We start from the raw sequence: 14340 nt of genomic DNA on the forward strand, positions 1-14340 counted from the left end.
ACTATGCTTCCATTCCAATTAGCGGTTGCGCGGCGGGTTCTGCCGCCAATGGCAGCCTGAAAACCGCCATAGCGCCGACATGCGCATCTTCATCAAAGCGCTGCGCATCGACAAGATCCAGCGTGCCGCCGTGTTCCTCGATGATTTTTTTCACGATCGCCAGCCCTAAACCCGTGCCCTTGTCACGCGTGGTGACATAAGGCTCGAACAGCCGGACGCGGTCGTCGGGCAGGCCGATGCCGTTATCCGAAATGGAAATTTCCATCATGTCGTCAATGACCTCTACTTGTACCTTAATGCGCGGCACAAATGCGGCATCGGGGTATTTCTCGCGGCGGCCTTGTAGGGCTTCGCCAGCGTTCTTCAGCAGGTTTGTCAGTGCCTGCGAAATCATCGTTCCATCCAGCGACGCCATCAACCGGCCAGATGGCGCCTGCACATCGAATGCCACATCGGGCTGACCCACAACTTGCAGCGCCACCGCATCGTTCAGAATCGGCAGCATATTCTGCACGCGTTTTTCAGGCTGCGGCATGCGGGCAAAGCGCGAGAATTCATCCACGATCCGGCGCAGATCGTCCGTCTGCCGGATGATAACATCGGTCATCTGCGCCAACGCCGCCGAGTCCTCGCCCAGCCGGTTGCCGAATTTGCGCTTGATCCTCTCGGCCGACAGCTGAATGGGTGTCAGGGGGTTTTTAATCTCGTGTGCTATGCGGCGGGCGACATCGCCCCAAGCAGCCTGCCGCTGCGCGGAGACCAGTTCGGTTACGTCGTCGAACACCACCACATAACCAACCAGCGCGCCATCGGGCGACTGGCGCGGGGCCATTTGCACCAGCAGCGTCTTTTGCTTGCCGCCGCGCGTCAGATTGATCTGGTCGGACACCACGCGCCCCTCTTGGCGGACGGAATCGAACAGGGGCGCGAATTCGGGCACCACAGATGCAAGGCCGCAGCCTTCGGGCAGGTTCGTCTCGCGCAGCATGACGTGCGCCGAGGGGTTCGAGAAGTCGATCCCGCCGGTATCGCTGAGGCCGATCACCCCCGATGTGACCGCGGTCAGCACCGAGTCAAACAGCCGACGCCGTTCCTCGGTCTTCAGACTCGTGGCAACAAGTTCTTCATGCTGAAGTTTAATTTCAGACGTCATCGCGTTGAAATACTTACCCAACTGCGAAATCTCGTCTTCGCCTTCGTCCTCGACAACGCGCACATCAAAGTCGCCAGCGCCCACCTTTTGCGAGGCCACCAGCAACCGCCCGATCGGGGCCGACAGGCGGTCGGCAAACCAGAACGCCAGCCAAACCGACGCCAACATCAGGATCATCGCGAAGCCCAGATACAGCAGGCCGAATTCGAACAGCACACGACCACGATCCCGTTCAAGCTGCTCATACAGCGCGACAGTGGCTTGGGTTTGGTCCAGCAACGACAGGATTTCACCGTCGACCAACCGTGTCACGTAAAGGTAGCGGTCGGTGAAGGATGGCAGCGGCAGCAGCGCCCGAAACTCGTTATTGCGCGGGTCTTCGATAATCTGCAGCCCGCTGGCGTTCGCCGCGGCAAAATCGGCGGCGCTCGGTTCCTCGTAGCCGAAATCGTAGGATCGCGGGGCCCGCGCGCGGATATCGCCCGCGCTATCGATGACAAATGCTTCGCTCAAGCCGCGCTCGATCTGGCTTTGGAACCGCCCTAGCGCCTGCCGGATGTCACCGTCGTTCATAAAAAAAATAGACTGGCGCTGGCTATCCAGATAGCTCGCAACCGTCTGCGCATCCCGCGACAGTTCGTTTCGGTGTTCATCAGCATAGGCCTGCGCCGCTTGTTGCGAGGCGCTGAGCACCGTGCGCACACGGTCCGAAAACCAGCCTTCCAACCCGATGTTGATCGTCAAAACCGCAAAAACCGCAACGATCACCGTCGGCAACAGCGCCATCAATGTGAAGGCGCCCGTCAGACGCGAGTGCAACCGAGAGCCCGCCGAGCGCGCGCGCCGCGCGGCCAGCATGCGGACAATGCGTTGCAACACCAGCCCCGCGATGACCATGACATAGACCAGATCGGCCAGAATGATCGCCCGCAGGCTGGGCGCACTGCCGCCCCTATCCAGCGGCCCCATGACCCACCACGTCAGACCAACCAGAATTGGCCCGACAACAACGATGGAAAGTGTCGCGATATTTTGAACACGTTTACGGCGTCGCCACCGACTAAATCGCGCCAAACTATCCGCCGCCAGCGATTGCCCCACGTGAACAGCCCATTATTTCGCCATCAGATTGGGCAAACTGTTGCCAGTTCGCCCAATCTGTTGCGAAGTTACATCAGCTTACGGCGTCGTGTCACGCGAATATCGAGGTCCGTGATCTTCTTGCGCAGGGTATTGCGGTTGATCCCCAGCAAATCGGCGCATTTCGCCTGATTGCCGCCGGTCGCATCCAAAGCTATCTCGATCAGCGGGGTTTCGACCTCGCGCAGGATGCGGTTGTAAAGGCCGGGGGGGGGCAGAACGCCACCGTGCAGGTCGAAATAGCGGCGCAGATGCTTTGCGACCGATGTCATCAGCTTGTCGTTGTCGGACGCGCCTCGCATCGGCTCCATCGTGGGTTGATGGCCCAGAACGGCCTCGACTTCCGCGCGCGAGATTTCTTCCTCGGACGATGTGACGACAAGGCGGCGGATGACGTTTTCCAGCTGTCGCACGTTGCCGGGCCAACTGTAGCTCCTCACCAATTCCAGCGCGGGGGCGGAAAAGCGGCGGAGGGTAAAGCCGTCACGTTCGGCCCGCGTCAGGAAGTGTTCGGCCAGCAGCGGGATGTCGTCGACACGCTCGCGTAGCGCGGGCACGTTGATGGTGACGCCGCCCAGACGGTAGAAAAGATCCTCGCGGAACTGACCGGCTTCGATCTGGCCCATCAAGTCGACCTGCGAAGTTGCCATGATACGCGGGGCGTTATCGTCCATGCTGTCCAGCATACGGACCACCCGCCCCTGCGCGTCGGCGTCTAGATCGCTCACCTCGTCCAGCAGGATCGAGCCGCCACGCGCGCGGGTCAACACAGCCGACGGGCCATCCATCCCCTGCAGGTCGCTGCCCGAGATCACAAGGAACGGCAGCGAACGCCGGTCGGAAAAGTCGTGCAAAGCCTTGGCAATCAATGATTTTCCGGTGCCGCTTTCACCCGTGATCATCACCGGCAGCGATGTGTTCATCACCCGTGCAACCAGCCGATACAGCGCCTGCATCGACGGGGTGCGCCCCACTAGCGGCAGGTCGGCGGCGGGCCGCTCGGGGATTTCGACCGGCTTGGCGGGGTTGATGCGGCGCTTCACCTCCAGCGCGCGGGCGGCGCGGCGCATCAGGTCTGGCAGGTCAAAAGGCTTGGGAAGGTAGTCGAAGGCATCCGCTTCGGCCGCCTGAATTGCGGTCATGATGGTGTTTTGCGCCGAAATCACGATGACCGGCAGACCCGGGCGGGCCTTTGCGATTTTCGGTAGCTGATCCAGCCCGTTGCCATCGGGCATGATGACATCGGAAATCACCAGATCGCCTTTGCCTTCCTCGACCCAGCGCATCAGCGTGACCAGTGAAGAAGTGGCGTGCACTTTGCAACCGGCGCGCGTCAGCGCCTGCGTCAAAACGGTGCGGATCGTGCGGTCGTCGTCGGCAACAAGGACGGTTCCGTCCATCACTCTTCTCCTGCTAATTCGGCTTCTTCTTTGGGGACCAGCGGCAAGGATACACGGAATACCGTGCGACCCGGGACGGATTCGACCGAGATCCATCCGCCGACGGCGGTAACCAGCTTCGACACCAGCGCAAGGCCCAGCCCAGTGCCGTTTTCTCGCCCAGAAACGAAGGGCTCGAAGATGTCGTCGGCAATATCGGGCGGCAGGCCGGGGCCGTCGTCGATGATCTCTACCTGCAGCGGCAGGCGGTCGGAATTCCCATCGGCGCGGCGCACGCGCAGCGAAGGCTCATAGAACGTATGGATCCGAATGGCCCCGCCCGGCTGTCCAGCCTCGGACGCGTTTTTAAGCAGGTTCAAGAACACTTGCAGCATCTGGTCGGGATCAACATAGGTGCGCGGCAACGAGGGATCGTATTCCTCGACAAACATCATATGCGCGCCAAAGCCGACCGAGGCCGACTGACGCGCGCGATCCAGAATATCGTGGATATTTACAGACTTACGCGCCGGAGGGCGAAGGTTGCCGAACTGTTCGACCTGCTCGAGCAATTTCACGATGCGGCGGCTTTCCTCGACGATCAGGTCGGTCAGCTCGACATCCGCCCCCTCGAGGCCCATCGACAGCAGCTGCGCAGCCCCCGTGATGCCCGCGAGCGGGTTCTTTATTTCGTGGGCCAGCATTTCGGCCATTCCAATCGCCGATTTTGCGGCCTTCACAGAGGAATTCTTCTGCGTCATGCGGTACGAAATCTCGCGCGGGCTGATCAGCATCAGCATCTTGCCGAGCGCGCCTTGCAGCGGGGCAAAGTACAAGTTGCACTGCACAGGCGGGCGCTCGCCCGAGCCGACATCCACATCGTTCACGAACAGCGAGGATTCATGTGTGCGCGCGCGGCCGAAGGCCTCCTCCAGCGGGGCGTCGACCATGACCTTGTCCCACACCGGCGCACCGCGCAGGCTGCGCGCCGATAGGTTCAGGAAGGCCTCGGCGGCGGGATTCAACTCCTCGATCTTGTCGTCGACCGTCAGCAGCAGGGCCGCCACCGGAAGCGACGACCAAAGCGCACTGTCCTTATCGGGTATTCCATTCGTCATGCTGCTTGCCTTTGCATCGGGTCAAGGGCGGCGGGAAGGCGGTCGATCACCTCGGCGGCGGTCACGGCGGTCATAACCGCGCGGCGCATCGCATCGGGGGTTTCGGCGCGGTCCATGAACCAGCCCAAATGTTTACGCGCGACCCGCAGGCCCAGCGTTTCGCCATAAAAGGCCAAAATGGCCTCGTAATGGCCCAAGACCAGATCGGCCAAAGCCGCGCCGGTCGGTATTTCGGGAGTGGGCGTGCCGCACAAGTCGGCCAGCACCTCGGCCAGTAACCACGGACGCCCCTGCGCGCCGCGGCCGATCATCACGCCATCGGCACCAGACAGCGCCAGCGCGCGCCGCGCATCGGCAGCCGAGGTGATGTCGCCATTGGCAATCACAGGTATCGACACCGATTCCTTCACCGCGCGGATCGCAGCCCAATCGGCCTGCCCCGTGTAAAACTGGCAACGCGTGCGGCCATGCACGGTGACAAGGCGAACCCCTGCCCCTTCGGCGCGCTGCGCAAGGCTGGGCGCGTTCAACTGCCCCTCGTCCCAGCCCAACCGCATCTTCAGCGTCACCGGCACTTCGACAGCGCCGACGACAGCTTCGATCAAGCGCAAGGCGTGATCCAGATCGCGCATCAACGCCGACCCTGAAAGACCGCTGGTCACCTTTTTGGCAGGGCAACCCATATTAATATCAATAATTTGCGCGCCGCTACCTTCGATCATGCGAGCAGCCTCGGCCATCCACTGCGCTTCGCGACCAGCCAGTTGCACCGCGGTGTTCGCCTGCCCCAGCCCTAGCTCGGCCTTTTCGCGCGCGCCTGGGCGGTTCGTCAGCATTTCTTGGCTTGCGATCATTTCGGACACGACCCACCCTGCACCAAAGCGGCTGACCATCTGTCGATAAGGCAGATCGGTGATGCCGGCCAAAGGGGCCAGCGCCACCGGCATCAGAACCTGCTGGTCAATGCGGATTGGTTGAAAGTGCGCCACTTGTTTGATCGATTGCCACATAATTAATCGTGATACCTCATATAGATGACAGGCTGACGCTAACCTCAAGCTGTCGAGGCGGATTATCCGCATCACTAAGATTTCAAACATATCATTTGCATGAAATTTAAGCAACATGCGCGATTTTCAGCCCCCATTTGCACACGTAGGCACTTTGCGCTACAACGCGGCAGCAGTTGACGGCGACCAATGACGGCGAGGCAGACATGCAGATTGCGGTTGTGATTGTGGCGGCCGGTCGTGGGACGCGCGCTGGTGGCGGAACGCCCAAACAGTGGCGCATGCTCGAGGCGCAACCCGTTCTGGCCCATACCCTCGCACTATTCCAAAGCGACCCGCGCATCGCGCAGATTGCGCTGGTCATTCACCCCGAGGACAGCGACTACCTGACCGCCGTAAACCAGCACAAGCTGGTGCTGGCCGTGGGCGGCGCGACGCGGCGCGACAGTGTGCTAGCGGGGCTTCACGCCTTATCGGGCACGCGGCCGACGCATGTGTTGATCCATGACGCCGCCCGCCCGCTGACGCCACAACCGGTGATCGACGGCGTGATCGCGGCGCTTGACCACCACGCTGGCGCCGCCCCTGCACTGCCGCTGATCGATGCGCTGTGGCGTGGCGAAAATGGGCTGGTTACAGGTACGCCCGCGCGCGACGGGCTGCTGCGCGCCCAAACGCCGCAAGGCTTCGCCTATGATGCAATCCTTGCCGCGCATCTTGCAGCAGTCGGTGATGCGGCGGACGATGTGGCGATAGCCCTCGCCCACGGGCTTGACGTTGCCATTACGGCGGGCGACGAGCGCAACCTGAAACTGACAACGCCGGACGACTTTACACGTGCGGCCCGCATTCTGAGAGAGACGATGGATATCCGCACTGGAAACGGCTTTGACGTTCACGCCTTCGGCCCCGGCCAGTCGGTTTGGCTGTGCGGGGTCGAGGTGCCGCATAGCCACGGCCTTGTGGGTCATTCCGACGCCGATGTCGGCATGCACGCAGTCACCGACGCGATTTATGGCGCGCTGGCGGCAGGCGACATCGGGCAGCATTTCCCGCCCAGCGATCCGCAGTGGAAAGGCGCAGCTAGCCATATTTTCCTAGAACACGCCTGCGCCTTGGCGCATACGCGCGGCTTTAGCATAACGCATATTGACTGCACGCTGATCTGCGAATTCCCCAAAGTCGGCCCCCACGCCAGCGCCATGCGCGCCGCGATGGCGGCGATTATGGGGCTGGATGAAGACCGCGTCAGCGTTAAAGCCACCACATCTGAACGACTGGGCTTTACCGGTCGGGGCGAAGGTATCGCCGCAATCGCAACCGCCACATTGGTGAAAGCATGACACGTTTTATTTCGACCGTTTTCTATATCGGCCTGCTGAAACCCGCGCCTGGCACGTGGGGTTCTGCGCTGGCTGTGATTCTTGCATGGCTGCTATGGCAGATGGGCGGGCTGTGGCTAGTGCTGGCCGCGACTGTGGTGGTGTTTTTCATCGGTCTGTGGGCGTCGCAGCGCGAAATCGCATCAACCGGCATCAAAGACCCCGGCTACATTGTCATCGACGAAGTCGTCGGCCAGTGGATTGCCCTCTGGCCCGTTTTTGTTGGCGGGCACATGATGGCGCGCGTGATTGATGGCAACATTCTGAGAATGTGGCCGGGTTTTGTGGCGGCCTTCGTGCTGTTCCGCTTGTTCGACATCTGGAAGCCGGGCCCGATCGGCTGGGCCGACCGCCGCGGCGATGCGCTGGGACTGATGCTGGATGATGTTATTGCTGGCGTCTTCGCTGCGCTTTGCGCGATCGTTCTGGCGGGCGTGTCGCACGGGCTGATGGGCCGGTGACGCTGGCGGCCGACCTGCTGGCCCGCGCCCGCGATGCGGGCGTGATGGTGGCCACCGCCGAAAGCTGCACCGGCGGCATGGTGGCGGCGGCCATCACCGATGTTGCCGGATCGTCCGCTATCTTCGACCGCGGCTTTGTCACCTACACCAATGCCGCCAAAATCGCCATGCTGGGCGTTTCGCCTGAAACGCTGGCTACCCATGGCGCGGTGTCCGAGGACGTCGCCGCGCAGATGGCGACGGGCGCCCTCGCCCATTCGCAGGCCATCTTCGCCGTGTCCACCACCGGCATCGCCGGGCCCGGCGGATCAGAACATAAACCCGAAGGCCGTGTCTGTTTTGGCATCGCCGGCCCGCGCGGGTGCCACACCGAAACTGTCGAATTCGGCGCCATCGGCCGCGACGCCGTGCGCCGCGCAGCCACCCAGCACGCGCTGTCGCTGATGCTGGATGCCATCACCGCGTCACGCTAAATTAGGTGCGATTGCAGCCGTAAGGGGAAATTCGGCCTTTCCCCCATGCCCGATCCGTGCAATAGGCGACTGCCAACAACAATCCCAGCCCGAGGAGAACGCGCATGGAGATTCGTGAGGCACTCACCTTTGATGATGTATTGTTGGTTCCCGGTGCGTCGAGCGTTTTGCCGTCGACCGCCGATACCCGCACCATGGTGACCCGAAACATCTCGATGAATATCCCGCTGCTGTCCAGCGCGATGGATACTGTCACCGAAAGCCGCATGGCCATTGCAATGGCGCAAGCGGGCGGCATCGGTGTGATCCACCGCAACCTGACGACCGATCAGCAAGCCAACGAAGTGCGCAAGGTCAAGCGCTTTGTCTCGGGCACGGTTTACAACCCGATCACCCTGCGCCCCGACCAGACGCTGGCCGACGCCAAGGCGCTGATGGCGCGCTATGCGGTCACGGGTTTCCCGGTGGTTGACGCCAATGGCCTGATCGTCGGCATCGTGACCAACCGCGACATGCGCTTTGCCAGCGACGACAAAACCCCTGTCAGCGTGATGATGACTGCGACCGACTTGGCTGTTCTGCGCGAGCCTGCCGATTTGGAAGAAGCCCGCAGCCTGATGCGCGCCCGCCGGATCGAGAAGCTGCTGATCAGCGATGATGCGGGCAAGCTGACGGGCCTGTTGACGCTGAAAGACAGCGAACAAGCCGTGCTGAACCCCATCGCCTGCAAAGACGACCTTGGCCGCCTGCGCGTCGCGGCTGCGTCGACCGTTGGGGACGAAGGGTTCGAACGCTCGATGGCGCTGATAGAAGCGGGCGTCGACATCGTGGTGATCGACACCGCGCATGGCCATTCGGAAGGCGTTGGCAAAGCGGTTGACCGCCTGCGCCGCGAATCGAACGGTGTGCAGATCATGGCGGGTAACGTGGCCACCGCCGACGGCACCCGCGCGCTGATTGACGCGGGCGCTGATGCGGTGAAGGTCGGCATCGGCCCGGGGTCGATCTGCACCACGCGTATGGTTGCTGGCGTGGGCGTGCCCCAGCTGACCGCCGTGATGGATGCGGCCAGTGCGGCAGGCGATGTGCCGGTCATTGCCGACGGCGGGATCAAATTCTCGGGCGATTTTGCCAAGGCGATCGCGGCAGGCGCATCTTGCGCGATGGTTGGCAGCATGATCGCAGGCACGGATGAATCGCCGGGCGAGGTCATTTTGTACCAAGGCCGTTCGTTCAAATCCTATCGCGGGATGGGCAGCCTTGGCGCCATGGCGCGCGGGTCGGCCGACCGGTATTTCCAAAAGGATGCCGCCAGCGACAAGCTGGTGCCCGAAGGGATCGAAGGTCAGGTGCCCTACAAAGGCCCCGCCCACACCGTCGTGCACCAGATGGTGGGCGGTCTGCGCGCGGCCATGGGCTATACCGGCTGCGCGACCGTCGCCGAGATGCGCAAGAACTGCAACTTCGTAAAGATCACTTCGGCCGGTCTGCGTGAAAGCCACGTCCATGACGTGCAGATCACGCGCGAAAGTCCGAATTACCGGATCGGCTGATGACACCTTCCGCACGGATCAGTGCCGCAATCGCGGTGCTCGATATGATTTTGGCAGGCGAGCCTGCCGAGCGCGCCCTGATTACTTGGGCGCGCGGAAACCGCTATGCGGGGTCCGGTGATCGGTCGGCCGTGCGGGATCTGGTCTATGATGCGCTGCGCAAGCGCGGCAGTTACGCTTATCTTGGCGGCGCCCTTAACGGGCGCGGGCTAATGATCGGCGCGCTGCGGGCGGCGGGGCAAGACCCCGCCACCTTATTTACCGGCGCAACCTATGCGCCGCCTACCCTGAGTGCCGACGAACTGGCGGCCCCGACCACCCTGCCCGACAGCGGCCCCGCCCGCTGGAATATGCCCGAGGACATGATAGCGGCTTTCACGCAGTCGTTGGGCGCGGACGCCCCCGCTGCGATGGACGTGCTGTCGCAGCGCGCCGACGTACACCTACGCGTCAACACGAAACGCGCGACGCGCGAAGCTGTGCAGACCTCTCTGGCAGCCGAGGGGATCGAAACAGCCCTGCATCCGCAGGTCGAAACAGCCCTGATCGCCACGAAAAACGCTCGCCGCATACAAACCGCGCAGGCTTACACCCAAGGGTTGGTCGAGTTGCAGGATGCCGCATCACAAGCAGCGATTTTACGGTTGCCCCTGCAAGACGGCATGCGCGTGCTGGACTATTGCGCCGGTGGCGGCGGCAAGGCGCTGGCGATGGCGGCCCGCGCCAAGCTGCAGGTGTTTGCGCATGACGCTGCCCCCCAGCGCATGAACGACATCCCTGCTCGCGCCGCGCGTGCAGGCGTCAAGATCGAACGGCTGTCCGGTGCCGAGATCGCTAAGGCAGCGCCATATGATCTGGTCTTGGTCGATGCCCCCTGTTCGGGCAGCGGGACGTGGCGGCGCACCCCCGATGCGAAGTGGCGTTTCGGCATCAGTCAGGTCGAAAATTTGGTCACGCTGCAGGGTCAAATCCTGTTTAAAGCCGCACAATTGGTCGCACGTGGCGGGATATTGGCTTATGCGACATGTTCGGTGCTACGCGACGAGAACGAGGCGCAAGTGGCCCGTTTTCTGGAAGATGTACCGCAATTTCGACAAATCGACACCCTCGGGCTGCGGCCGCAGGCGGAATGGGACGGGTTCTTCCTGGCGGTTCTAGTGCGATCGGAAACTACCTGATGCGCTAACGCGCCATCTACAAACTTGTTGACTTACTATGCTTTCAACGCAAATCACTTGCCTCGCAACATTTGATTTGCAGGGAAGCATAGTATGAAAAAGACAATTCTTTCGATGTTCGCCGCGGCCGCAATGGCCGCATCAGCCACCGCCGCAGCGGCCTGCCCTGACTGGACCGGCCAGCCCCATTTTGGACAAATCCAACTGACCGCCGGCTTCACGCCCGACCCCTACGTGCGCAATATCACAGCCGGTGGCACGGTCGACCTGGCAAGCTGCGGGTTGAATGCGTCGGGATATGTGACCACGCGCCCCGACTTCGATCTGTACTGGGACGGAAATGCGACGTCGCTGACGATCGCTGTAGAATCGAACGCCGACGGCGTTTTGCTGATCTCGGCGCCCGATGGCACCTGGCACTACAATGACGACTACCGCGGCACCAATCCTGCTGTGACGTTCAACAACCCGCAGCCTGGCCTTTACGATATCTGGATCGGCACTTATGACGGCTCGCGCCGCAATCCGGGCCGCCTGATCATCACTGAACTGGGCTATTAAACCTTACCCGCGTTTTAAGGGTATTTACCCTTTGTTATCCTTGTTAGGTCATAGACCAATAACAGTAGGATCAATGGGTGGAGGCAAGATGGGTGCTGGCGAAAGGAATTTGACGGCAACCGCAGACCCTGCCGAAGCGGTATTTATCCTAACGCGACGCAGCGGGCGGCTGATTGCGGCCTCGCCCGCTGCGATGGGTTGGTTGCATCTGCCCAAAGGAAGCCTGTCGCATCTGTCGATCGTTGACGCGCTGATTCTACGCCTGCCCGACACCCACGATGAGCTGCGCCGCATTCTGGACCGCGCCGCCACCTTGCGCGGCGGCGAGAGCATTTGGCACCGCAGCCTCCGCGTTACGCGGCTGCCGTTCGGTCGGTTGGAATGGTCTGTGCTGCCCCAACCGGCGCATACCACCGCGCCGTCGCAACCGTCCGCCAGCATTGACCGCTGGCAAGTTGCGCAAGGCCTGCCGGTGCCACTGCTGCTGATCGATTTGTCCGGCCAAATCCAAGCCGCGAACAGCGCCGCGACGACGCTGCTGGGGCAAGACATTCCCAGTGGCACAGCCACATCCGACGTGTTCGAGGGCCTAGGCCGCCCCATGCTGGACTGGCTGCGCGAGGTGCACGAGGGGCGCGCCCTGTCTTATGTCGAATTTCTGAAAAGCGTACGCGAGGATCGCTTTTTCCAAGTCCGCCTCAGCGATGATCGTAGCATACTGCCCGAAGGTGTGCTGGCGATACTTGAGGACGTGACCGAGCTGAAGCTGCTGGAGGAGCAGTTCTTACAAAGCCAAAAAATGCAGGCAGTCGGCCAATTGGCGGGCGGCATTGCGCATGATTTCAATAACTTGCTGACAGCAATTTCGGGGCACTGTGACCTGCTGTTATTGCGGCATGACCGCCACGACACCAGCTACGCCGACCTGATGCAGATCCACCACAATGCCAACCGCGCCGCAGCGTTGGTGCGGCAGTTGCTGGCGTTCTCGCGCAAGCAATCCCTGACGATTGAAAGCGTCGCCCCGGATCAAACCGTCAGCGAGGTCGCCTTCCTGCTACGCACGCTGCTGGGCGAGCGTGCGCAGCTGGCGCTGCAACACGACGATGCTGTATCGAAAATCCGTGTCGATCGCCGCCAGTTGGAACAGGCACTGGTCAATTTGGCCGTCAATGCCCGCGATGCCGCGCCATCGGGCGGGCAAATCACGATCACGACGCGAAACATGACCCTAAGTGCCCCGTTACTGCGCGACCGCGCGCGGGTTCCGATTGGCGATTATGTGGCGATCACAGTGGAAGATAACGGCACCGGCATCCCGGCGAACATCCTCGACAAGATTTTTGAGCCCTTCTTCACAACGAAGCGCGTCGGCGAGGGCACGGGGCTTGGGTTATCGATGGTCTATGGCTTTGTGAAACAAAGCGGCGGCTATATTTTCGTTGATTCTGGGCCTGATGCGCGCCCTGCAGGCGGCACCTGCTTCACCTTAATGTTCCCCGCCGAAGCCGCGCCCGAGGATGACGCGCTGCCACCAAATCCCACAAGCCTGCTAGGCGCGGCGATGCGCCCTACAGGCAACCACACCGTTCTGGTGGTCGAGGACGAAGCCCCCGTGCGCGCCTTTGCCAGCCGCGCGCTGCGCCTCAGCGGGTTGGAGGTGCTGGAAGCAGATAGCGCCGAAGCCGCGCTAAATCTGCTGCAAGACCCTGATATGCATATAGATTTGATTATTTCCGATGTCATCATGCCTGGCCTGAACGGCCCCGCTTGGGTGCAGCAGGCACTGGAACATCGCCCTGGCACCCGCGTGATCCTGATCTCGGGGTATGCCGAGGAATCATTTGACGAACATCGCGCAGCGATCCCGAACTGCACCTTCCTGCCCAAGCCCTTTTCGCTGGCGGGCTTGGTCGAGGCGGTCAATTTGAAGCTGGCGGATTAGGCCGAAAGCCCTGCGCGCACGGCAGCCTCGCTTTGTGCGGCAAGGGTCTTGCGATCTGATTGTGCTGTGACCGGCAGCGCGGGCTGAAACAATACGCGGACGCGGCCCTGCCGCTTTTGCGCCAAAACGGCCAGAAAATGCGCCGCAAACCCCATCGACCCGAACCACCCGTATAACAGAGGATCAGCCCCGACAGGCGCCGCATAGCGGACGCTGACCGGTTGCACGGCTATCGGTAAGCTCTGTTCGGCCGCGCAGATCGCGGCGAAAAGCGTTGTGCGGAACGGCAGAACGCGCTGGCCGTCGGTCGAGGTTCCCTCGGGGAAAAATAGCAGGCGTTGGCCGGCAGCAAAACGGTCGCGCATCATGGCGACCTGTTCCGCGGCCTCGCGCGAGTCGCGCGTGATAAAAACGGTTCCGGTCGCCTTTGCCAAAGGGCCTATCAGCGGCCAAGTTGCGACCTCGGCTTTGGATACGAATGTCACCGGCGCAGCGGCGCCCAGAACAAAAATATCCAGCCAGCTACTGTGATTCGCCACGACCGCGCCAGCCTGCGCGCTGTCGGCCCCCACGCGGTCCAGCCCGATCCCCATACAAAACAGCGCCCAGCGACAGCCCTGCTGCTTGATCCATAGCGTGACGGTGCGACGCTCGCCCACCAAAGGCCGCTCGACCAGCCGGACGAGGAGGAGGAGGAGCAGCAGCAAGCCAATTCCAATTAGCAGCGGCACCGCACGCCGAGCAGCGCGAAAATACCCCCAGCCATCCGGCACGGGAATGTGCGGCTGACGCTCGGGTTGCCATGTCATCGCGGGCGGCGGCGATTTGGCGTTGTTTTGCCCCATTTTTTTGTCCTTTAGCAGGAAGCACACGCAAGAATATGGGTGTATCGCCTGAATCAGGCTGATTTTGCAGTACCTTATTAATCATTTCCCGCAATGCTTTTGGCAAGGCACCGTTTGGTGCGACAGATCAAACCAGCTTGGA

At 61.8% G+C, this 14340-nt stretch carries 12 protein-coding genes; 7 read left to right on the forward strand and 5 right to left on the reverse strand.

Annotated elements, in window-relative coordinates:
• Position 1 precedes the first annotated feature (1 nt).
• The 4 genes from BVG79_RS06425 to dusB form a co-directional block, all read right to left on the reverse strand.
• A complete protein-coding gene (locus BVG79_RS06425) occupies positions 2-2254 on the reverse strand; it encodes a sensor histidine kinase NtrY-like (RefSeq protein WP_085786155.1) in 2253 nt (750 codons plus the stop codon).
• A gap of 68 nt (positions 2255-2322) precedes the next feature.
• Positions 2323-3693, reverse strand: a complete 1371-nt coding sequence (locus BVG79_RS06430) for a response regulator (RefSeq protein ID WP_085786156.1) — start codon at positions 3691-3693, stop codon at positions 2323-2325.
• Positions 3693-4790, reverse strand: a complete 1098-nt coding sequence (locus BVG79_RS06435; RefSeq protein WP_085786157.1) for a two-component system sensor histidine kinase NtrB — start codon at positions 4788-4790, stop codon at positions 3693-3695. The genes BVG79_RS06430 and BVG79_RS06435 overlap by 1 nt, the downstream gene beginning before the upstream one ends.
• Positions 4787-5737 (reverse strand): tRNA dihydrouridine synthase DusB, encoded by a 951-nt coding sequence (gene dusB, locus BVG79_RS06440; RefSeq protein WP_157115722.1) that lies wholly within the window; start codon positions 5735-5737, stop codon positions 4787-4789. The genes BVG79_RS06435 and dusB overlap by 4 nt, the downstream gene beginning before the upstream one ends.
• Before the next feature lie 269 nt (positions 5738-6006).
• On the opposite strand from dusB, the gene BVG79_RS06445 reads away from it, so the two are divergent.
• From BVG79_RS06445 to BVG79_RS06475, 7 genes are all read left to right on the forward strand, one after another.
• On the forward strand, positions 6007-7143 hold the full coding sequence (locus tag BVG79_RS06445) for a bifunctional 2-C-methyl-D-erythritol 4-phosphate cytidylyltransferase/2-C-methyl-D-erythritol 2,4-cyclodiphosphate synthase (RefSeq protein WP_085787290.1): 1137 nt from the start codon (positions 6007-6009) through the stop codon (positions 7141-7143).
• Positions 7140-7643, forward strand: a complete 504-nt coding sequence (locus BVG79_RS06450) for a phosphatidylglycerophosphatase A family protein (protein WP_085786159.1) — start codon at positions 7140-7142, stop codon at positions 7641-7643. The genes BVG79_RS06445 and BVG79_RS06450 overlap by 4 nt, the downstream gene beginning before the upstream one ends.
• Positions 7640-8116, forward strand: coding sequence for a CinA family protein (locus BVG79_RS06455; RefSeq protein ID WP_085786160.1), 477 nt, complete (start codon positions 7640-7642; stop codon positions 8114-8116). The genes BVG79_RS06450 and BVG79_RS06455 overlap by 4 nt, the downstream gene beginning before the upstream one ends.
• 104 nt (positions 8117-8220) lie before the next feature.
• Complete coding sequence (guaB, locus tag BVG79_RS06460; protein ID WP_085786161.1) at positions 8221-9669, forward strand: IMP dehydrogenase; 1449 nt, start codon at positions 8221-8223, stop codon at positions 9667-9669.
• Positions 9669-10847 (forward strand): RsmB/NOP family class I SAM-dependent RNA methyltransferase, encoded by a 1179-nt coding sequence (locus BVG79_RS06465; RefSeq protein ID WP_085786162.1) that lies wholly within the window; start codon positions 9669-9671, stop codon positions 10845-10847. Before guaB ends, BVG79_RS06465 begins: the two co-directional genes overlap by 1 nt.
• A gap of 93 nt (positions 10848-10940) precedes the next feature.
• On the forward strand, positions 10941-11408 hold the full coding sequence (locus BVG79_RS06470; RefSeq protein ID WP_085786163.1) for a peptidase S1: 468 nt from the start codon (positions 10941-10943) through the stop codon (positions 11406-11408).
• Between the two features lie 88 nt (positions 11409-11496).
• Complete coding sequence (locus tag BVG79_RS06475) at positions 11497-13353, forward strand: ATP-binding protein (RefSeq protein WP_157115643.1); 1857 nt, start codon at positions 11497-11499, stop codon at positions 13351-13353.
• Here BVG79_RS06475 and olsA read toward each other — a convergent pair.
• Positions 13350-14198, reverse strand: a complete 849-nt coding sequence (gene olsA, locus BVG79_RS06480) for a lyso-ornithine lipid O-acyltransferase (RefSeq protein WP_157115644.1) — start codon at positions 14196-14198, stop codon at positions 13350-13352. The two genes, BVG79_RS06475 and olsA, sit on opposite strands and share 4 nt — an antisense overlap.
• Positions 14199-14340 lie beyond the last annotated feature (142 nt).

It is taken from the genome of Ketogulonicigenium robustum (assembly GCF_002117445.1).
Classification (GTDB): domain Bacteria; phylum Pseudomonadota; class Alphaproteobacteria; order Rhodobacterales; family Rhodobacteraceae; genus Ketogulonicigenium; species Ketogulonicigenium robustum.

Bases quoted from the DNA above. Each gene is read 5' to 3' on its own strand.
- BVG79_RS06435 (WP_085786157.1), bottom strand. From the start codon at position 4,790: ATGACGAATGGAATACCCGATAAGGACAGTGCGCTTTGGTCGTCGCTT.
- BVG79_RS06470 (WP_085786163.1), top strand. From the start codon at position 10,941: ATGAAAAAGACAATTCTTTCGATGTTCGCCGCGGCCGCAATGGCCGCA.
- dusB (WP_157115722.1), bottom strand. From the start codon at position 5,737: ATGCCGGTGGCGCTGGCCCCTTTGGCCGGCATCACCGATCTGCCTTAT.
- BVG79_RS06465 (WP_085786162.1), top strand. From the start codon at position 9,669: ATGACACCTTCCGCACGGATCAGTGCCGCAATCGCGGTGCTCGATATG.
- olsA (WP_157115644.1), bottom strand. From the start codon at position 14,198: ATGGGGCAAAACAACGCCAAATCGCCGCCGCCCGCGATGACATGGCAA.
- guaB (WP_085786161.1), top strand. From the start codon at position 8,221: ATGGAGATTCGTGAGGCACTCACCTTTGATGATGTATTGTTGGTTCCC.
- BVG79_RS06475 (WP_157115643.1), top strand. From the start codon at position 11,497: ATGGGTGCTGGCGAAAGGAATTTGACGGCAACCGCAGACCCTGCCGAA.
- BVG79_RS06430 (WP_085786156.1), bottom strand. From the start codon at position 3,693: ATGGACGGAACCGTCCTTGTTGCCGACGACGACCGCACGATCCGCACC.
- BVG79_RS06445 (WP_085787290.1), top strand. From the start codon at position 6,007: ATGCAGATTGCGGTTGTGATTGTGGCGGCCGGTCGTGGGACGCGCGCT.
- BVG79_RS06450 (WP_085786159.1), top strand. From the start codon at position 7,140: ATGACACGTTTTATTTCGACCGTTTTCTATATCGGCCTGCTGAAACCC.